Here is a 19,859-nt window from a genome sequence, read left to right on the forward strand (position 1 = left end):
GGTGCTGTCCTTTCTCACACTAGGCAAGCAAATGCTATTTCATGAACCCCGGCGAGTAACAAGCTCGCTACTGGAGCGAGCCTTGGCAAGGTTGAGCCGCCTTTACTTATTCTCACCAGGTGTTTCGGCATGATCTGCAAAAAACTGGGGAGCCCTCAGCGCGAATGCGGGAATCCAGGGCTTGTGGTGCAGATCTGTCAGCCTGCGCTTCTCCTGCAAAGACACTGGACCCCCGTCCCCGTCCCCGCCTTCGCGAGGATGACGTTCCTACGCGAGGATGACGTTCCTGCGCGAGGGTGACGAGAAAGAAAAGCTAGCCCCAGTATCCACATCAGTTATGAGATATTAGTTAACACCGTTTGGGTTTAAAAAAAAGCACCGAACCTTCAGGCTCGGTGCTTTTTTGCGCAGTGTGACGTGGTTAACGCCTCACGCTTCACGCTTTACCCATCACGGGTTTACAGCATTTCTTTACGCAGTTGTGCCGGGGTTTTGGGCGACAGTAATCCTGGCGCGACATCGAACACGGTTTTTGCGCCGGTCTCGCCAGCCTGGTTAAGCTTGTGAGCGGCACGGGCATAGGCAACCAGTACGCTGGAGGTGAATTCCGGGTTGCTGCCCAGCTTCAATGAAAATTCCAGCACCTGTTTGGTGTTGTCGGTACCGGTTTCGCCACTGCGGATCACAAAGCCACCGTGGGGCATGTTGCCATGCTGTTCGGTGAAGGTCTGCTGGTCAATGAAGTTGACCGTGGTGTCGTAGTCGGCAAAGTAGTCCGGCATGGTGACTATGGTATTGCGTACCGTCTCGGCATCGGCGCCGTCTTCCAGCACGATAAAACATTCGCGCGTGTGTTTTTCCCGGGTGCTTAACTGTGGCAGCTCGCCATTGCGCACCCGGGCCATTGCCGACTCGGAAGGCAAGGTATATTGCACGCCGAACTTAACCCCCGCCACGCGGCGTACCGCATCGGAGTGACCCTGGCTCAATCCCTTACCCCAGAAGGTGTAGGTTTCGCCCTGAGGCAAAATGGCTTCGCCAAACAGACGATTCAGTGAAAACAGACCCGGATCCCAACCAACAGACAGCAGGGCCACCTTGCCGGCAGCCTGTGCCGGTTTATCCAATGCGGCAAAGTATTCCGGAATTTTGGCGTGGGTATCAAAGCTGTCGACTATGTTGAACAGGCCGGCCAGATGAGGGCCTTGTTCGGGCAAATCGGATTTGGAGCCGCCACACAATATCAAAACATCTATGTCGTTCTGGTATTGTTCTATATCGGCCATCGCATAAACGGGCACCGCACTGTCGAGTAGCTCGACACTGGCAGGATCGCGGCGGCTGAACACGGCAACCAGGCGCATGTCCGGGCTTTGTTTAATCGCGGCTTCGGCACCGCGGCCGAGGTTACCATAGCCGGCGATGGCGATTCTTATCTGTGTCATCAATCAACCTTTTGTTTGAGCTGTACTGGCTAGCCAGCAGTATTTGTATGTATTTGCGTTAGCGGGCAATACGCTACAAATGCAGTCTTGCGACAGCCTAATCAAGGCGCAAAGATGAGCAAAGCTGTTACGTTTCCATTGCTTGTCAGGCGGTTGCAATCGCTGCACCGCCTATTTATGCCATTAAGCTGCATTTGTAACAGGGCAATATTATCATTGAAAGGACATGACTGCATACCGGCAGTCTAAAGGCTGTTTAGTGTTTGGTGCTGCGAATGCCATCGGCTTCAATCACTATGCGGCCTTGCTTGTACAAACCGCCAATGGCTTTTTTGAAGGTGCCCTTGCTGATGCCAAACAGGCGGAAAATAGTGTCCGGGTCGGTTTTATCGTTCACCTTCATGACGCCACCGGCGCGCTCGAGCTTGTCGAGTACCGCTTGTGCCGCATCATCCACCTTGCCGGGGCCGGGCTTGAACAGGGTAAGATCGATTTTTCCGTCGTCCCGCACCTGTTTGACATAACCTTTGCTGCTCAGGCCCATGGGAACGCGACCCGAAATATCCGAGCGGAACAACATGCCCCAGAACTGATTGTCCACTATGGCTTTAAAGCCTAAAGGGGTGTGCTCGGCTACCAGCAAGTCAACTTCCTGACCTGGCTTATAGGCCGGCAGCTCGCGGCTGAGGAAACTGTCCAGCCTGCTGCTGGCCACCATGCGCCCTTCGTGATCCAGATACAGGTACACCACATAATGCCGGCCTTCCTCCATGGGTCTGGCCTGACTGCGCTGCGGCACAAAGATATCTTTTTTCATGCCCCAGTCGAGAAAGGCACCCAAACGGTTGGTGGTGACGACTTTTAGCGAGGCAAACTGATTCACCAACGCCTTGGGGGTCTCTGTGGTGATCACCGGCTCTTGATCCGAGTCCAGGTAGATGAACACGGCTATCTCATCACCAGGCTGACAGTTGGCCGGCAATTGGCGCCGCGGCAAAAATGTTTCCCCGTATTCTCCCGCATCCAGCCAGCCGCCTTTTTCGTCTAATCGTAACAGGGGCAGGGTGTTGTTATCGCCAAGCTTGATCATGAGTACTACCGTATATTTAAAAAAACGATTTTAGCTCGGCCCAGCCATAAAGGCCACCGTTGCGCGAGCAAATCACTGTGGAGTACAAGCATGAGGTTGACGAGCAAAAGTTGATGGTTAGTCCTTTGGGTTCAATGAATTAGTGGTGCTTTTTAACAGGAACCGCCCTGGTTTTTTATTGTTGGAGTGAGCAGGAATACTGCTACACTCGGAAGGCCGCACTTGAGTATTAAGCGGGTAGCGTTATGTGTGATCTCTCTGGGAAAGCACCGTGTTAAGGACCCCCTCCGACCTTGAGCAGGAGTGAGCAATCAATGAACCCCGAACAGATCACCATTATTATTATTCTGATCAGCACAGTGCTGATGTTTTTATGGGGGCGCTGGCGTCATGACATGGTGGCGGCCGGCTCCTTGCTCGCCTGTATTTTAACGGGGCTGGTACCGACAGACGTCGCCTTCGACGGTTTCAGCCACCCGGCCGTTGTTACCGTGGCCTGCGTGCTGGTGTTAAGCAAGGGGCTGCAAAGCTCCGGGGCCGTTGATGTGCTGACGCGCAAGCTGCTGCCCTCGAATGCGGGACCGACCCTATCGATTGCGGCGCTGACCTTTCTGGGGGCCGTTCTGTCAGCCTTCATGAACAACGTGGGGGCCTTGGCGCTCTTGATGCCGGTGGCAGTACAAATGGCGCGCCGTAAGCAAATTCCTACCGGCAAGGTATTAATGCCCTTGTCATTCGGCACCATACTCGGCGGCATGACCACCCTGATAGGGACTCCCCCCAACCTGATAGTGTCGGGCTTTCGCGAGGCGAGTGGCGAGGGCATGTTCGGCATGTTTGACTTTACGCCGGTTGGCCTGGTGGTGGCCGCGGTGGGGGTGAGCTTTGTGGCGCTGATAGGCTGGCGCATAGTGCCGGGGCGCAAGCAGGGCGGTGCCGACAGCTTTGACTCGGGCGCCTATATTACCGAGGCCTTGGTCCCCGCGGGGTGCAAGGCCGAAGGGATGACGCTGCGTGAAATAGAGCAGGCACTGGTCGAGGCCGATGCTCAGGTATTGGGCTTGGTGCGCAACGCGGTGCGAGTTTCGCCACCTAGCCCACGTCGGCGCGCGAAGGCCGGCGATATTCTGATGCTGGAAGCGGAAGCGGAAACCCTGTCCAGTGCCTTGTCCAGCCTGGGGCTGAAGCTGGAAGAAGCCAAGGCAACCCGGGATGAAAAAGAGAAAGAAAAGGAAAAAGCCAGGGAGGACAATAAAAACGACAGTGGTGAAGCAGTGGCTGCCGCCCAGACTACAGAGACGGCGTCGGCGAGCAAGGCTGACAAGAGCGACAAGGCGGATGAGAGCAGTAGCGACGCCAATGACGAAGTGTTGCTGATGGAGCTGGTGGTGTTGCCCAGCTCAGGCTTGCTGGGGCGCACGGCCACCGGCATTCAGCTGAGAACCAGCTATGGTATTAACCTGCTGGCGATATCGCGCCAGGGTAAACGCTCGGTCAAACGGCTGCGGGCCCAGGCGTTTAGAGCCGGTGATCTCCTGATGATGCAGGGGGGGCCGGAAGCCATTGCCGAGTTTGCCTCCAGCACGGGGTGCGTGCCCTTGGCCGAGCGTGAGTTGCGTATTCCCGACAAGCGCATGGCGCTGCTGGCGACCGTGATCATGGCGGCGTCTGTGATGGCGGCGGCCTTGGGTTTGCTACCCGCCGCCGTGTCATTTGCGGCAGGGGTATTATTATCCATGGTGGTGCGCACCGTGCCGCCACGCTCGGTATACAGTGCCATCGACTGGCCGGTGATCGTGCTGCTGGGGGCCCTGATTCCGGTGGCACAAGCCATGGAGTCGAGTGGTACCGCCGAGTTGATTGCCAATCTGTTATTGAATGGGCTGGCCCAGGGGCATGCCACCATAGCACTGGTTCTGATCCTGGTGGTCACCATGAACCTGTCGGATTTAATGAACAATGCCGCGACGGCGGCGGTGATGAGCCCGATTGCCATTGGTACCGCCAACCAGTTGGGGGTGAGCATGGATCCCTTTTTAATGGCGGTGGCCATAGGTGGCTCATGTGCCTTTTTAACGCCGATTGGCCATCAGAATAACACCCTGATATTGGGCCCGGGTGGCTTTCGCTTTAGTGACTATTGGCGACTGGGGTTGCCGCTGGATATTCTGGTGATACTGGTCACCGTACCCATGCTGTTGTGGGTGTGGCCCCTGTAATTCAGGAAAATACCGCTATCAGCCTTACGCTGTAAGTTAAACTGAAGACGTAAGGCGGAGATAAATTGAGGAGATAAGCATGCAGAACGAGCTAAACAACAAGGTTGTGCTGGAGGTCTTTGACAAGATCCGTCGTTTTGGTGAACCTCATGAAGAAGGGCACATGCTGGAAGGCATAATGGCCAGCAGTGACTTTGACGGCTACAGCGTGGTGTTGTCTGGCAGTGGCGTGACTTTGCAGCTGAACTTTCATCAAAGCTATGAGTTTGATTACAGCAGTGAAAAGTTAAAGAGTCAGTTTATGGACAAAATTGACTATATTCACCGTCATTATAATGACCGTGAGCGGGGCGAAGAATAAGCAGAGCCGAAGGGAAAACACCCTTCGGCTCTTGATTTTACCCTACACGCTTCGCCAGGGTTTTAAATGAGTCGTACCTTGACGGTGCGGCCTTTAATTTTACCCTGTTGCAGATGCTTGAGCGCCTGCTTGGCCACCTCTCTGTGCACGGCCACGTAAGACTGCATTTCTGAAATATCGATTTTGCCGACTTCGGCACCTTTAATGCCTGCTTCCCCGGTCAGAGCGCCCAGAATATCCCCGGCGCGGATCTTGCTTTTGCGACCACCGGCAATATTCAGGGTGACCATCTCTGGCTGCAGCGGCGCTATGTTGCCATTCAAGTCAGCCAGTGAGCCCTGCACTATGGGGGCACGCTGGTATTCTTCGATCATGTTGACGCGATAGGCTTCTTGCGCGCTGTACAGGCTTAATGCCAGGCCCTGCTGGCCGGCACGACCGGTGCGGCCAACGCGGTGCACATGAACTTCCGGATCCTGGGTGATGTCGTAGTTGATCACCGCCGCCAGCTCTTTGATATCCAGGCCGCGGGCCGCAACGTCGGTGGCGACCAGAATATTGGCACTGCCGTTGGCGAAGCGGATTAACACCTGATCGCGTTCACGCTGATCCAAATCGCCATTTAACGCCAGCGCAGCAAAACCCAGGTTGGTCAGGTGGTCGGCCACTTCCTGACAGGCGCGCTTGGTGTTGCAGAACACCACGGCCGAGCGGGGGGCATAGTGGGCCAGCAAGGTGGCCAGTGCCTGCTTGCGCAGGTTGGGCGTCACTTCAAACAGCAGCTGTACTATGGTGTCGGCTCTGTTTTCATCCGCAACGGATACACGCTCCGGGGCGTCTTGCAACCCGCGGCTGAGATCGGCAATCCCTTCCGGGTAGGTGGCAGAAAAGAGCAGGGTCTGGCGTGGCTTGGGTGCGAAAGCGACGACGCGTTCTATGTCATCGGCAAAGCCCATGTCGAGCATGCGGTCTGCTTCATCCAGCACCAGGGTATTAAGATCATCCAGTATCAGGCTGCCTTGCTCCAGGTGCTTGAGCATGCGCCCCGGGGTACCCACGACTATGTGGGCGCCAAACTCGAGGGACGCGGTTTGCGCGGCCGTGGGCGAGCCACCACAGAGCACCACCAGCTTGACGTTGGCCATGGCTCGGGCCAGGCGACGCAGTTCGCGGGCTACCTGATCGGCCAGCTCCCGGGTGGGGCAAATCACCATGGCCTGCACGCCCAGTCGATTGACATCAAGGCGAGCCAGCAAGGCCAGACCAAAGGCCACGGTTTTACCGCTGCCGGTGCTGGCCTGGGCGATCACATCTTTGCCGTCAAGCATCAGCGGCAGGCTCTGAGCCTGGATTGGCGTCATACGGGTATATTCAAGGCTGGTCAGGTTGGCGATCAGCGCAGGGTCCAGAGACAGGGTGGAAAATTCGGTGTTGTTCACGGAGAAACTCTTGAGGTCAGAAAAAGGAGGTGCACACAGGCAGGCCGATAGAATAGCAGAAAAGCACCGCCTGTGGTGATTTTTGACTGTTTGGTACACATAAAGCCGCGACTTGCCTGGTGACTCCCGCGAAGAAACCTCACCCTGGCGAAGGGGGGGATAATACCAAACTGATTAAATAGCAGATCTATTTCTGCTCTATAAATGTCGGACAAAGGGTCTCCTCCACCGACACGCTACAAGCACATCCCTGTGACGCTCAGCACATGACGTCCCTGTCATGTGATGGTCGGCGGAGAAGATCCCTTTATCCTCCTTGATGCTACGGAGTTGCCTGTCCGTGCTGTCTACAGGCAACTCGGTGCTTGAGAAGAGGCAGCAGAGATCGCCTCCCACGACCGTGAAATGCCATGGAGGGCATTTCCCGAGCCCTCAAGGATGAGTTCATGGCGTGTCGTGGGAGGTGCCTGAGGCAGACCTCTGGCAGACACAAACTTAGTTGTGTTTGTGCAACTCGGCGTTCAGCTCGATGGCGGACTGGTTGGTTTTCACCTCGATGCGGCCACTCTGGGAGTTGCGACGGAACATAAGGTCGGATTTTCCTGCCAGCTCGGCGGCTTTCACCGTTTTAACTTCCTGATTCTGGTCATCCAGCACGGTCACTTTGGCGCCGGCGGTGATGTAGAGACCGGACTCTATGGTGCAGCGATCGCCCAGCGGAATACCCAGGCCGGCGTTGGCGCCGAGCAGGCTGCCTTCGCCCACAGAGATGACGATGTTGCCGCCACCGGACAGGGTGCCCATGGTGGAACAACCGCCACCCAGATCGGAACCGTTACCCACCACAACTCCTGCAGAAATGCGGCCTTCAACCATACTGACCCCCAGCGTACCGGCGTTGAAGTTGATGAAACCTTCATGCATGACGGTGGTGCCTTCGCCGACGTGAGCTCCCAGGCGGATCCGGGACGCATCACCGATACGCACGCCGGCCGGTACTACGTAGTCGGTCATTTTCGGGAATTTGTCGACGGAGTCAACGCTGATGGTGCGACCCTGGGCACGGGCCGCCAGCTGGCGTTTGGCCAGCTCGTCTACTGCGATGGCCCCTTCGGAGGTCCAGGCCACGTTGGGCAGCAGGCCGAACATACCGGACAAGTTCAGGCCGTGGGGCTTGACCAGACGGTGAGACAGCAGCGCCAGCTTGAGGTAAACCTCGGCGGTGCTTGCCGGTGCAGCATCTGTGTCCAGAATGGTGACGACCAGCGGCTGGCGGGTGCCTTCAAGCACCGTCACTATGTCGGCCTGCTCAGGTGCGTCCGCAGACAGAAAAGCCGCGGCCAGATCCTTCAGCTGTGTAGTGTTGATTTCGATGGCAGCGTTGCCGCCTTGGTAACCGATTGTCGCAGCCACTGCGTTAATCAGTGTGTCGTTTGCGTTGAGCAGCGGCAGATTATAGTAAATCTCCAGCCATTCACCTTTGGCGGACTTGGTGCCCACACCCAGACCGAAAGCAAAGTTTGCCATCCTGGTCACTCCGTGTATTTGGTTTTAATGCGTAATCGGCTGGCGCGCAAGGCGGCCAGCCGGATGTCAGTCAGTTACAGGCTGAAGCTTGCAGTTTGTTGAGCCGTTCAGCTGTGTATGGCAACAGCATGGGGCACCGGTGCCGAACAAGGGAGCGGTAAGTGGACAGTCAACAAACGTCAAGCCCGTACAGCATTTCAACTTAGGGTGTTTTTTATCACACTTTTTCCGTCCTGAGCGAGTTCTTCGACCAGTTTTTCGCGCAGTAATTGCTGTTCCTGTTCATTTAATTGGCAATTGTGCTGGTTGGTCAGGCTGAAAAAGTCTTCTACGCGCTCGCCGATGGTGGTGATTTTGGCGGCGTGCAAGTTGAGTTTTAACTGGCTAAAGACGTTGCCGACTCTGGCCAGCAAGCCGGGGGTGTCGAGCGCAACCAGTTCCATCAAGGTGCGCTTGGTTGGCCGCTGAGGGTGCAAAAAATTAACCTGGGTGGTGACGGTGAACTCCCGGTGCCGGCGCGACGGTGGGCGAATCCGAATGGTGGGCGGAGCCGAGCTGAGCAAGACCTCGCTCAGGCGTTGGCATAGTTCGCCGAGTCGATCACCGCTGATCGGCTGACCATCGGGTTCGAGCACGATAAAGGTATCGAGCGCGTAGCCGTCTTTCGAGGTCATGATCTGGGCATCGTGGATATTGAGATTTTTCTGATCCAGCGCCGCGGCGACGCGACCGAACAGGTTGGGGGAGTCGGGGCTGTAGATAAACAGCTCGCTGCCCCCTCGGCCCGGTTGCTGGCTGATTTGCACCAGGGGACGCTGGCTATCGTCGTGGGCAATGATGTGCCGGCTGTGCCAGGCAATTTGCTCCGGGGTGTGGCGTAAAAAGTAATCAGCGGTAAAGCGGGACCACAGGGATTTGATTTGCTCATCCGAGGTATCCAGCTGGATCAAGATCTGTCGAGCCTGGCGCTGGTTTTCGCGAATACGCAAACGCAGATCCGGCGGGTTTTCCAGGCCACGGCGCAGGGCTTTCTGGGTCGCAAAATACAGCTCTCGCAGCAGGCTGCCTTTCCAGTCGTTCCACAGATTGTCGTTGGTGGCACAAATATCGGCCACGGTCAGGGCATACAGAAAATCGAGTCGGAGCTCGTCTCTGACCAGCCCGGCAAACTCGCTGATCACGTCGGGGTCGTAAATATCGCGTCGCTGTGCCGTGACCGACATCAACAGGTGCTGGCGCACCAGCCAGGATACCAGGCGGGCATCGGATTTATCCAGATCGTGCTGCAGGCAAAATGCCAGCGCATCTTCGGCACCCAGCTCGGAATGATCGCCGCCACGGCCCTTGGCGATATCATGAAAAAGGGCGGCCAGATTGAGCAGCTCGGGTTTGCGCAAGCGGCTGCAGATGTCGAAGCAAAGCGGATGGCTGCGTTTTGCCTCGGGGGTTCGAAAGCGGTAAATGTTTTTCAGCAAGCGATGGGTATGCTCGTCTACCGGGTAGGCATGAAACATGTCGAACTGCATCTGGCCGACAATTTTATTCCACTGGGGCAGGTAGGCCGCCAGAATGCCATAGCGGTGCATCAGCGTCAGCGCCAGGCCACAGCCCTGGCGATGGCGCATCAGCATCATGAACAGCCGTCGACAATCGGGGCGTTCGCATAAAAAGTCAGGCAACAGCCGGCGAGCATCACGCAGCTGGCGCAGGGTGCTGGAATAGATACCCGTTACCTGGGGCTGAGCGGCAATCTGGTAAAACAGCCGCAAAATGGCCGCTGGCTGTTCGATAAACAGCTCGGGGTCGATGGCATCAATCAGGGTGCCGCGTAAACGAAATTCCGGAGTCAGCGTCGTCACATCCATGGCGATGTGGCCCAGAATGGCTTCGTCGAACACCTGCAGTAACATTTCGTTAAGCTCGGCCACCCGCCGCACCGTCTGATAGAAACGCTTCATCATCTGCTCTATCGGCTCGTTGCCTTCACCGGCAAACCCCAGTGCCGTGGCGACGGCACGTTGCCGGTCAAACAGCAGGCGGTTATCGGACTTGTGGATGGCCATGTGCAGGGCAAAGCGCAGCTTCCACAAGAAGTTCTGGCAATCGAGCAGCTCGAGGTATTCGTCCTGACTTAAAAAGTCGTGACTGACCATTTCGTGCAGCGTGGTGGCACCAAAGTGGCGGCGAGTCACCCAGCTGATGGTTTGAATGTCCCGCAGGCCGCCGGGGCTGTTCTTAATGTCGGGTTCAAGCTTGTAGTTGGTGTCTTGGTACTGGCGGTGTCGTTGAGCCTGCTCTTCCCGTTTTGCTTCAAAAAAGGTATGGCTGGGCCAGAAAGAGTCAGGCTCGGTGGCGTGGGTTAAGGCGGCAAAGGTGAGGTAGCAGCCGGTGATCAGGCGCGCTTCCATTAAATTGGTGGCGACGGTGAGATCCTGCTCTCCTTGCCGGATGCATTCCGCCACCGAGCGCACGCTGTGGCCGACTTCCAGTCGCAGATCCCACAACCGTGTAATAAAAAGCCCGATACGTTCATTCATGGCCGGGTTGGCGTCTTCACTCAGGATCAGCAGGTCGATGTCAGAGTAGGGATGCAGTTCACCGCGGCCGTAACCACCGACGGCGACCAGCGCCAGCTGCGGGTCTTGTGCCAGGCCAAAGTGCTGCCACAACCCGGTCAGCAATTGATCCATGTGCTGGGAGCGGGTGCTCACCAGCTCCATGATGTCGTCGCCCGCATTAAAGCGCTGTTCAAGCCATTGCTGCAGGCGTGCCAGCATGGCTTTGCACTTGGGCAGGGTGAGTTCGGCCGGGTCTAGCAGGGCCGGAGCAAGCAGGCTGGCATCCATAGGGCGGCAATATCCTCTGAGTCTTAAGCAGGCACCAGGGTCAACAGACCCTAAGTTAGCATATCACAGTGCTTTCTCCCCACTTTACACCGGCACTGGGAGGGAGAAACAACAAAGGCGCCGTAGCGCCTTGATTATTAGATACCGGGTATCCGTGCTTTATTATTATTCGCCCGCGGGTCTGATGCTGGTCGCATGATCCCCTTTTGGGCCTTGTTCAATTTTATATTGTACCAACTGGCCCGCCTTCAGGGTTCTATATCCATCCATCTCAATAGTGGAGAAGTGTGCGAACACATCATCACCGCCGTCCTGTGGGCAGATAAAGCCAAATCCCTTAGCATTGTTAAACCACTTCACCGTACCGGTTGTCATACTCGTGCATCCCTTATGCTCAAACATCCTAAACAACATTGATTGCTCAGCCATGAATCTGTTGAACAGGGCTGATTATCACTACAGGCGATTCTTCGCCGGATGCGGTAACCACTAAATCCAGCCTTGTACCATGGCCAGTTTAATCATTACCAAGACACCACTCTAATCAAACAATAAGACGAGTCAAGCCTTGTTTCTTGGCTCACAGTCAGGCATCAACCCTATTGACAGGGCCAGTGTAAGCGGTAGGGTGAAGGAAAAGACACTCTACCCTGTTCCTGATATCCTGATAGTCAACCAGTGGTATTTGAGCCATGATTTTAAAGGACGCCACGCACAGATGTCTAAATTTGACAGCTATGTTGTAGCGAGATCTGGAACGGTGATTTAGAGTAGATATATGAGCAGGAGAATACAGCAGGCCGATGGTGATCAGCTAAAAGAGGTGGAAGAGACTGCGCTGCAACCCCCTCCTATGTACAAGGTCATCTTGAATAACGACGATTATACCCCCATGGATTTTGTGGTGGAGGTACTGCAAAGATTCTTTGCCATGGATGAGGACAAGGCAACACAGGTGATGATGGCAGTACATTATCAAGGTAAAGGAGTCTGTGGACTGTTTACTGCTGAAATAGCAGAAACCAAGGTAGCGCAAGTGAATAACTATGCTCGACTACACGAACACCCGTTGTTATGTAGCATGGAGCAGGAATGAGTTAGTACCCGCCGCAACGGGACACCGAAGTTTTTAGGGGAGGTGCCTATGTTGAACAAAGATCTTGAGAGCACATTGAATGACGCTTTCAACGAAGCGCGCCGTGCTCGCCACGAGTTCATGACGGTGGAGCACCTGCTACTGGCGTTGTTGAATAACCCATCTGCCAAAGAGGCACTCACTGCCTGTGGTGCCGATCTTGAGCAGCTACGTCGTGAAATCCATCTTTTTATCGAACAGACCACACCGCTATTGCCGGTGGGAGACGATATTGAAACCCAACCGACACTCGGCTTTCAGCGGGTGTTACAACGGGCGGTGTTTCATGTGCAGTCCTCCGGCAATGCCGAAGTCACCGGTGCCAACGTGCTGGTCGCCATTTTCAGCGAGCAGGAATCCCAGGCCGCCTATCTGCTGAAGAAAATCCAGATCAACCGTCTGGATGTGGTGAACTTTTTGTCCCACGGTGTGCGCAAGGACGGCGAACAGGAAGATGCGCCGTCCGTGCAGCAGGAAGACAGCGGCAGCGAAGAAGCAGCAAGTAATCAGGCCGAAGGCTTTGTCACCAACCTTAACCAGTGGGTGAAAGAGGGCCGTATCGATCCGCTTATCGGTCGCGATCACGAAGTCAGCCGGGCCATTCAGGTGTTGTGCCGCCGCCGCAAGAACAACCCGCTGCTGGTGGGGGAGGCAGGGGTAGGTAAAACCGCAATTGCCGAAGGCCTGGCCTATCGTATCGTGCACGGCGAGGTGCCGGAAATCATTGCCGACAGCGTGATTTACTCCCTCGACATGGGGTCCTTGCTGGCGGGCACCAAGTATCGTGGGGACTTTGAGAAACGGTTCAAGGCGCTGCTGAAGCAGTTTGAAAAGCAGAAGGGCGCCATACTGTTCATTGATGAAATTCACACCATTATCGGGGCAGGCGCCGCCTCCGGTGGTCAGCTGGATGCAGCCAACCTGCTGAAGCCCATGTTGTCCAGCGGGCAGATCCGTTGCGTGGGCTCCACCACCTATCAGGAATACAGCCAGGTTTTCGAAAAAGATCGCGCCCTGGCACGACGCTTTCAGAAAATCGATATTCCCGAGCCTTCGGTGGAAGACACCACCAAGATTTTGATGGGGCTGAAAAGCCGCTACGAGTCACATCACGATGTGCGCTACACCAACAAGGCAATGAGGGCGGCGGCCGAATTGTCGGCCAAATACATCAATGATCGTCATTTACCGGACAAGGCGATTGACGTTATCGATGAGGCGGGAGCCAAAATCCGCATGATGCCGCCATCCCGACGCAAGAAAACCATAGGGGTGGGCGATATTGAGGCCATAGTGGCCAAAATTGCGCGTATTCCGGAAAAGTCCGTTTCCAGCTCGGATACAGAAGCCCTGAAAACCCTGGAATCCAAGTTGAAAATGGTGGTGTTTGGTCAGGACAAGGCGATAGAGGTGCTCAGCGACTCCATTCGTTTAAGTCGCTCAGGATTGGGTAACGAGAATCGGCCGATTGGTTCCTTCCTGTTTGCCGGCCCGACCGGGGTGGGTAAAACGGAGGTCACACAGCAATTGTCACGGGTGCTGGGCATAGAGCTGATACGCTTTGACATGTCCGAGTACATGGAGTCCCATACGGTATCGCGCTTAATCGGTGCGCCACCGGGTTATGTGGGCTACGACCAGGGCGGTCTGTTGACCGATGCGGTGATCAAGCACCCTCATGCGGTGGTGCTGCTCGATGAAATCGAGAAGGCACACCAGGACGTGTTCAACCTGTTACTGCAGGTCATGGACAACGGTACCCTGACCGATAACAACGGACGCAAGGCGGACTTTCGCAATGTGATTTTCGTGATGACCACCAACGCCGGGGTGCAGGAGACGATACGCAAGTCGATTGGCTTCCAGCAGCAGGATCACAGCCACGATGCGATGAGCGAAATCAACCGTACCTTTTCGCCGGAATTCCGTAACCGTTTAGACCATATAATCTGGTTCAATAATCTGGATATGGTGGTGATTCATCAGGTGGTCGACAAGTTTATTGTCGAACTGCAGGCACAGCTGGATGCCAAGGGCGTATCGATGGAAGTGAGCGAGCCGGCTCGTCATTGGTTAGCCGAGAAGGGTTACGACAGAACCATGGGGGCTCGACCCATGGGGCGGGTGATTCAGGAGCAACTGAAAAAGCCGCTGGCCAACGAGCTGCTGTTTGGCGAACTGGTTGGTGGCGGCTCGGTCAAAGTCACCCTTGAGGACAACAAACTGCACTTTGATTATCAGTCGGAAGCCTCTTTGGCTCACTAAAATGGGTCTGAGTACATAATGCCACTATGCCCGGCCCCCGAGAGGGAGCCGGGCATTTTTTATTCAAGAGGCAGATGCCTGGCAGAACACAAGCAAGCAAAGCACCCGGCGCATAGCAAGCAACAGCGAATGCTGGCTGCTCGCCTCCGAGTGTGACTGGCGAACGAATTAACGAGCGCGGAAAACGATACGTCCTTTCGACAAATCGTAAGGAGTCAGTTGAACAGTGACCTTGTCGCCGGTAAGAATACGAATGTAGTTCTTACGCATTTTTCCGGAGATGTGAGCGGTTACCACGTGGCCATTTTCCAGCTCAACGCGAAACATGGTGTTCGGCAGGGTATCCAGAATGGTCCCTTGCATTTCAATACTGTCTTCTTTAGCCATTGAGTCCTCTTGTTAACGCAGGCAATAAAAGCGGCAGCGATCATGCCGGATTTCGCCCTGAGTGTAAAGTTTCCGCTCAGTCTTTCATCGCTTGCCAGTGTCCGGCGACAAGTCGCTGATGAGGGCGGAAGTGTTGTTTATAATTCATTTTCTGGCAATCATCTACCTGATAGCCCAGATAAACCCACTTTTTGTGATGTTCCCTTGCCATGATGACCTGGCTCAATATGGCAAAAGAGCCCAGGGATCTGTGCTCCAGCTCGGGATCATAGAAGGTATAAAGGGCACTGAGAGACTCTTTCAGCCTGTCGGTGACCGCCACGGCAACCAGTTGCTGCCCGAGCCGAAACTCGATAAACAGCGGTGGCAGCCAGTCGCACTGTAAAAAGCCCTGGTACTGGTCGCGATTGGCCGGATACATGGTACCGTCCTGATGACGCTGGTTGATATAGCGCGCATACAAGTCAAAGTATTCGGGTTTGTCCTGTTCGCTGGGGATAACCTCGATGTCGCGGTTGAGGCGGATAATGCGCTTTTGGCTGCGACTGGGTACAAACCGGGCCACATCGATGCGCAGCGATTCACAGGCACTGCAGAGCTGACAGTGGGGCCGGTAAATATCGCTGCCACTGCGGCGAAAGCCCGCACTTAACAGCTGTTCGTAGCCCTCAAGGCACAGCAGTTTCTTGTCGAGCAGCACCAGCAATTGCTCTTTTTGCCCGGCAAGATAACTGCACGGATGTTTGGGGGTCAGCCCAACCTTGAGATTGACTTCTCGCATAATACCAACTCGCCTGATTGCCAGCATCCCGATGTGAGCGGCTGTTGTTGTAGCTGTTTTAGTTTATGCAAAAAACGCGTACGCGGCCAAGTTTGCACACCCAGAGACATCAGATGGGGGTTGGGCAGCTGACAGTCGACCAGCTCGCCGCCATATCGGCTGAAGTGGCGGCACAGGCCGAGCATGGCCAGTTTGGAGCCATTGTCGACCCGATGAAACATGGACTCACCACAGAACAGCTTCCCCAGACTGATACCATACAGACCGGCTACCAGACGATTCTCTTGCCACACCTCAACCGAGTGGGCGTGACCTTGCCGGTGCAGCTGGCAATAAGCCTGTTCGATATCGGCGGTGATCCAGGTGCCTTCGTGATGTTCTCTCAATGAGCGACACGCATGGATCACCTGATCAAAGGCGGTATTGATGGTCAGCCGGTAACGATTGCGCCGCGCCAGCTTGGCCAGGCTGCGACTGACATGAAGCTGATCCGGTGCAATGACGGCGCGCGGATCGGGTGACCACCACAGCATGGGTTGACCCTGTTCAAACCAGGGGAAGATGCCCATCTGGTAGGCAAGCCACAGCCGCTGGGGGCTTAAATCGCCGCCCATGGCCAGCAGGCCGTTCGGATCTTGCAGCGCCTGGGAAGGCGGCGGAAACCAGAGTTGATGATCGAGTAAGGTCAGCATGATAAGCGGCCTTAGTCCTTGATGATATCGAGCCAGTCCTGGCCGGTTTTCTGCTCGATATAATCACGAATAAACTGCCGTACCTTTTGTGACGGCGTGACATCTTCCTGCGCGCACAGTTGTTCAAACAGCGCCTTTTTTCTCGGATCGATTAACAAGGTCAAGCGAGCGGTACGTTGTTCCATATTGGCTCCAAATATCATAATACATGTTAATCATATTAACATTGAATGAATAATCAATGGGCATATAATCGATGACATCACTTAAATATAAGGTCGTTGGGAGAAAAACATGCCGCATCGGGCACATTTGTTTTCGCTACGCATTGGCCACGCGCTGCGCGAGAGCTGCTTTCAGGAAGGCTACAACCGTCAACGATTATTAAAAGATGTGCTGGCCGGTATCACGGTGGGCATTATTGCCATACCTCTGGCCATGGCGCTGGCGATTGCCAGTGGCGTGGCTCCCCAGTACGGGCTGTATACCGCGATTATTGCCGGTTTTGTGATTGCGCTGACCGGCGGCTCCCGCTTCAGTATTTCCGGCCCCACCGCCGCCTTTGTGGTGATTTTGTTTCCCGTGGCGCAGCAATATGGTCTGGGGGGCCTGTTGCTGGCCACCGTGATGTCGGGCGTGATCCTGATTGGCATGGCGCTGGTGCGACTGGGCCGCCTGATTGAATACATACCCGCGCCCGTCACCCTTGGCTTTACCGGTGGCATTGGCGTGGTGATTGCCACTCTGCAGCTCAAAGACTTTCTGGGCCTGACGCTGACCACTCTGCCCGAACATTATGTGGGCAAGGTGCAGGCTTTGGCCGCGGCTGTGCCTGGTTTATATTGGCCAAGCGTGCTGGTCGCCTTGCTGACGCTGGCCATTATGCTGGGCTGGCCGAGACTGAAAACCGGTATTCCCGCACACTTGCCGGCGGTGCTGGTGGCCAGTGTGGTGACCTTGCTGTTGAACGGGCAGGGGTTGGAAATTGCCACCATCAGCAGCCAGTTCAGTTATTTATTACCCGATGGCAGCACCGGACAAGGCATACCCCCGGTATTGCCCGAGTGGGTCTGGCCCTGGCTGCAACCCGGGCCCGACGGGGCAGCGTTAACCCTGGACTGGTCATTGCTGAGGGCTTTGTTACCGGCCGCCTTCGCCATTGCCATGCTGGGGGCTATTGAGTCCTTGTTGTGTGCCGTGGTGCTGGATGGCATGACGGGTAAGCGTCACAGCGCCAACAGCGAGCTGCTGGGGCAGGGCATAGGCAACATACTGGCGCCGTTTTTTGGTGGTATTACCGCCACTGCCGCCATTGCCCGTTCGGCTGCCAACGTGAAGGCGGGGGCCGAATCGCCGGTAGCCGGCATGGTGCATGCACTGGTGGTGTTGGCGGCCCTGGTGTTGCTGGCGCCCATGCTGGCCTATTTACCCATGCCCGCCATGGCCGCCTTGCTAATGGTAGTGGCCTGGAACATGAGTGAGGCTCACAAGTCGATCAGGCTGCTGAAAACCGCGCCCAGGGGCGACGTTCTGGTATTTCTCACCTGCTTTTCGCTCACCATTTTATTCGACATGGTGCTGGCCATTACCGTGGGGGTGCTGGTGGCGGCGGTATTGTTTGTGCGCGATATTGCCGAAATGACGCGGGTGTCTGATATTTCTGCTCACCCACAGCTGCTGGACAGGCCACTGCCGGCAGGGTGGTCGGTGTTTAAAATCAACGGCCCCTTGTTTTTTGCCGCCGCCGATCGCGTATTCAGCGAGCTGGCGACCTGGTGCCGGGAGCAAAGCGGCGTGATTTTGTATATGGATGCGGTGTCTATTCTGGATGCGGGAGGTCAGGCGGCGCTGAGTCGCTTCGTACAGCAGTGCCAGCAGCGAAAAATAGAAGTGGTGATCGCCGACCTGCAATTTCAGCCGTTAAAAACCCTGGCCCGAGCCGGAGTACAGCCCATCGCCAACGAGTTATCGTTTTATTCCACCCTGCAAGAAGCGCTGGAGCAGGTAAGGGCGCGGCATGGTGAGGGGGAAGTGGTGAGGCGTGAGGGGGGAGTCGTGAGGCGTTAAAGCGGGCGCCCGGCACCGACGACAAAACAAAGGCTGTCTGTAGCTGAACGTTATGGCTGGCTGTTGAACAAAAACGGCGCCGTATCAACGGCGCCGTTTTTGTTACTACTTATGGCTCGATGTTTTACTTCAGGCTGTCAAGATAGCGTTCGGCATCCAGGGCGGCCATGCAGCCGGTGCCGGCAGAGGTAATGGCCTGACGATAAACGTGGTCCATTACATCACCGGCGGCAAACACCCCTTCAATGCTGGTTTGCGTGGCATTGCCATGCAGACCGGACTGTACTTTGAGGTAGCCGTTTTCCATGTCCAGCTGGCCTTCAAACATGCCGGTATTGGGCTGATGACCAATGGCGATGAAGACCCCGGCCAGGGCCAGTTCTTCGGTGGCATCGCTCTGAGTGTCTTTCAGACGCACGCCGGTGACGCCCATGTTGTCGCCCAGCACCTCGTCCAGGGTACGGTCGGTGTGCAGCACTATGTTGCCGTTGGCCACTTTATCCATCAGTCTGTCGATGAGGATTTTTTCGGAGCGGAAGGTATCACGACGATGCACCAGGTGTACTTCGGCGGCAATGTTCGACAGGTACAGAGCCTCTTCTACGGCGGTATTACCGCCGCCAATAACGGCCACTTTCTGGTTGCGATAGAAAAAACCGTCGCAGGTTGCACAGGCAGAGACGCCACGGCCCTGAAACGCTTCTTCAGAAGGCAGGCCTAAATATTTGGCCGAGGCGCCGGTGGCGATAATCAGGGCATCGCAGCTGTATTCGCTGTTGTCACCCTTGAGGCGAAACGGGCGCTGGCTGAAGTCGACACTGTTAATATGGTCAAACAGTATTTCGGTTTCAAAGCGTTCGGCATGGGCCTGCATACGCTCCATTAAAGCCGGGCCGGTTAATCCTTCTGCATCACCTGGCCAGTTTTCCACGTCTGTGGTGGTGGTCAGCTGACCACCTTGCTGAATACCCGTCACCAGTACCGGGTTGAGGTTAGCGCGAGCCGCATAGACGGCGGCGGTATAACCTGCAGGACCCGAACCCAGAATTAGCAGTTTGGCATGTTTTGCTTGGCTCATATATTGCTCCAACCTTGGCAATTGGCAGATAAAAGTGGAATCGATTGTAGGGGATAGGCCTCAGGGAATAAAGCACAACGAAGGGGCGGCCATCATGGGAAGTGTCACAGACAAACGGGTCGCACCGCCGACATGCATTACCCTGGTGAGGTTGATGAATATTTATGCATTATTGCCTGTTTGCCGTCGAGGTGATAAATCTGATTGAAAAGTCCAGTTTTAACAATTGCTTACGATGGCCGGTCTGGAGCGGGGGGCGGTGTCGAGTATTTTATTGCTTATTCCGTGATAAATATCACTCTTATTGACCTTGTTGGTTTAAATACCCGATATTGACGTTATAAATTATATTTAATGACGAATTGGTGGTTAAATCAAACAAATGTGCTATCCGTTTGCTTTGTGTCATGTTAGGGTATCGTCAATTAAATTGTATAGATAATCGTATTTTGTGTGTATTTATTTGCATTCTGCTTGCGGAATGACGGCACGCCCGGCATTACGGCCGGTTGAAATGCATACCAATC

Annotated in this window: 16 protein-coding genes; 5 read left to right on the forward strand and 11 right to left on the reverse strand. The window is 55.3% G+C overall.

The window, feature by feature from the left end; translation table 11 throughout:
• Nucleotides 1-458: 458 nt before the first annotated feature.
• Together ACN0VL_RS03320 and ACN0VL_RS03325 are read right to left on the reverse strand one after the other, a co-directional pair.
• On the reverse strand, nt 459-1,445 hold the full coding sequence (locus ACN0VL_RS03320) for a diaminopimelate dehydrogenase (protein WP_417614709.1): 987 nt from the start codon (nt 1,443-1,445) through the stop codon (nt 459-461).
• 256 nt (nt 1,446-1,701) lie between these two features.
• On the reverse strand, nt 1,702-2,535 hold the full coding sequence (locus tag ACN0VL_RS03325; protein WP_417614710.1) for a S1 RNA-binding domain-containing protein: 834 nt from the start codon (nt 2,533-2,535) through the stop codon (nt 1,702-1,704).
• Between the two features lie 314 nt (nt 2,536-2,849).
• On the opposite strand from ACN0VL_RS03325, the gene ACN0VL_RS03330 reads away from it, so the two are divergent.
• Both ACN0VL_RS03330 and ACN0VL_RS03335 read left to right on the forward strand, forming a co-directional pair.
• Nucleotides 2,850-4,754 (forward strand): SLC13 family permease, encoded by a 1,905-nt coding sequence (locus ACN0VL_RS03330; RefSeq protein ID WP_417614711.1) that lies wholly within the window; start codon nt 2,850-2,852, stop codon nt 4,752-4,754.
• A 79-nt stretch (nt 4,755-4,833) separates the two neighbouring features.
• Nucleotides 4,834-5,115, forward strand: coding sequence for a DUF3081 domain-containing protein (locus ACN0VL_RS03335; RefSeq protein WP_417614712.1), 282 nt, complete (start codon nt 4,834-4,836; stop codon nt 5,113-5,115).
• Nucleotides 5,116-5,177: 62 nt separating this feature from the next.
• On the opposite strand, the gene dbpA is transcribed toward ACN0VL_RS03335, so the two are convergent.
• The 4 genes from dbpA to cspD form a co-directional block, all read right to left on the reverse strand.
• The gene (gene dbpA, locus ACN0VL_RS03340) at nt 5,178-6,554 is read right to left on the reverse strand and encodes an ATP-dependent RNA helicase DbpA (protein ID WP_417614713.1); all 1,377 of its coding nucleotides are present in this window, start codon (nt 6,552-6,554) and stop codon (nt 5,178-5,180) included.
• Nucleotides 6,555-7,049: 495 nt separating this feature from the next.
• The gene (dapD, locus tag ACN0VL_RS03345; RefSeq protein WP_417614714.1) at nt 7,050-8,081 is read right to left on the reverse strand and encodes a 2,3,4,5-tetrahydropyridine-2,6-dicarboxylate N-succinyltransferase; all 1,032 of its coding nucleotides are present in this window, start codon (nt 8,079-8,081) and stop codon (nt 7,050-7,052) included.
• 197 nt (nt 8,082-8,278) lie between these two features.
• Nucleotides 8,279-10,927 carry a bifunctional uridylyltransferase/uridylyl-removing protein GlnD gene (gene glnD / locus ACN0VL_RS03350; RefSeq protein ID WP_417614715.1) on the reverse strand — a complete coding sequence of 883 codons (2,649 nt, stop codon included), beginning with the start codon at nt 10,925-10,927 and terminating at the stop codon, nt 8,279-8,281.
• A 165-nt stretch (nt 10,928-11,092) separates the two neighbouring features.
• Nucleotides 11,093-11,302 carry a cold shock domain-containing protein CspD gene (gene cspD, locus ACN0VL_RS03355; protein ID WP_417614716.1) on the reverse strand — a complete coding sequence of 70 codons (210 nt, stop codon included), beginning with the start codon at nt 11,300-11,302 and terminating at the stop codon, nt 11,093-11,095.
• A gap of 403 nt (nt 11,303-11,705) precedes the next feature.
• Here cspD and clpS point away from each other — a divergent pair, with 403 nt between their 5' ends.
• A complete protein-coding gene (gene clpS / locus ACN0VL_RS03360; protein ID WP_417614717.1) occupies nt 11,706-12,023 on the forward strand; it encodes an ATP-dependent Clp protease adapter ClpS in 318 nt (105 codons plus the stop codon).
• A gap of 48 nt (nt 12,024-12,071) precedes the next feature.
• Nucleotides 12,072-14,327, forward strand: coding sequence for an ATP-dependent Clp protease ATP-binding subunit ClpA (gene clpA / locus ACN0VL_RS03365; RefSeq protein WP_417614719.1), 2,256 nt, complete (start codon nt 12,072-12,074; stop codon nt 14,325-14,327).
• Between the two features lie 168 nt (nt 14,328-14,495).
• Here the strand turns inward: clpA and infA are convergent, their stop codons facing one another.
• From infA to ACN0VL_RS03385, 4 genes are all read right to left on the reverse strand, one after another.
• Nucleotides 14,496-14,714, reverse strand: coding sequence for a translation initiation factor IF-1 (infA, locus tag ACN0VL_RS03370; protein WP_007419779.1), 219 nt, complete (start codon nt 14,712-14,714; stop codon nt 14,496-14,498).
• Nucleotides 14,715-14,790: 76 nt separating this feature from the next.
• Nucleotides 14,791-15,498 carry an arginyltransferase gene (locus ACN0VL_RS03375; RefSeq protein WP_417614845.1) on the reverse strand — a complete coding sequence of 236 codons (708 nt, stop codon included), beginning with the start codon at nt 15,496-15,498 and terminating at the stop codon, nt 14,791-14,793.
• Nucleotides 15,465-16,187 (reverse strand): leucyl/phenylalanyl-tRNA--protein transferase, encoded by a 723-nt coding sequence (gene aat, locus ACN0VL_RS03380; protein ID WP_417614720.1) that lies wholly within the window; start codon nt 16,185-16,187, stop codon nt 15,465-15,467. Before aat ends, ACN0VL_RS03375 begins: the two co-directional genes overlap by 34 nt.
• Before the next feature lie 11 nt (nt 16,188-16,198).
• A complete protein-coding gene (locus ACN0VL_RS03385; protein WP_417614721.1) occupies nt 16,199-16,372 on the reverse strand; it encodes a CopG family transcriptional regulator in 174 nt (57 codons plus the stop codon).
• A gap of 109 nt (nt 16,373-16,481) precedes the next feature.
• Here ACN0VL_RS03385 and dauA point away from each other — a divergent pair, with 109 nt between their 5' ends.
• Nucleotides 16,482-18,254 (forward strand): C4-dicarboxylic acid transporter DauA, encoded by a 1,773-nt coding sequence (gene dauA / locus ACN0VL_RS03390; protein WP_417614722.1) that lies wholly within the window; start codon nt 16,482-16,484, stop codon nt 18,252-18,254.
• A gap of 124 nt (nt 18,255-18,378) precedes the next feature.
• Here dauA and trxB read toward each other — a convergent pair whose 3' ends face one another.
• On the reverse strand, nt 18,379-19,332 hold the full coding sequence (gene trxB, locus ACN0VL_RS03395; protein WP_417614723.1) for a thioredoxin-disulfide reductase: 954 nt from the start codon (nt 19,330-19,332) through the stop codon (nt 18,379-18,381).
• Between the last annotated feature and the right edge of the window lie 527 nt (nt 19,333-19,859).

The sequence above is a fragment of the Oceanisphaera sp. genome (assembly GCF_048268965.1).
Taxonomy (GTDB): Bacteria; Pseudomonadota; Gammaproteobacteria; order Enterobacterales; family Aeromonadaceae; genus Oceanimonas.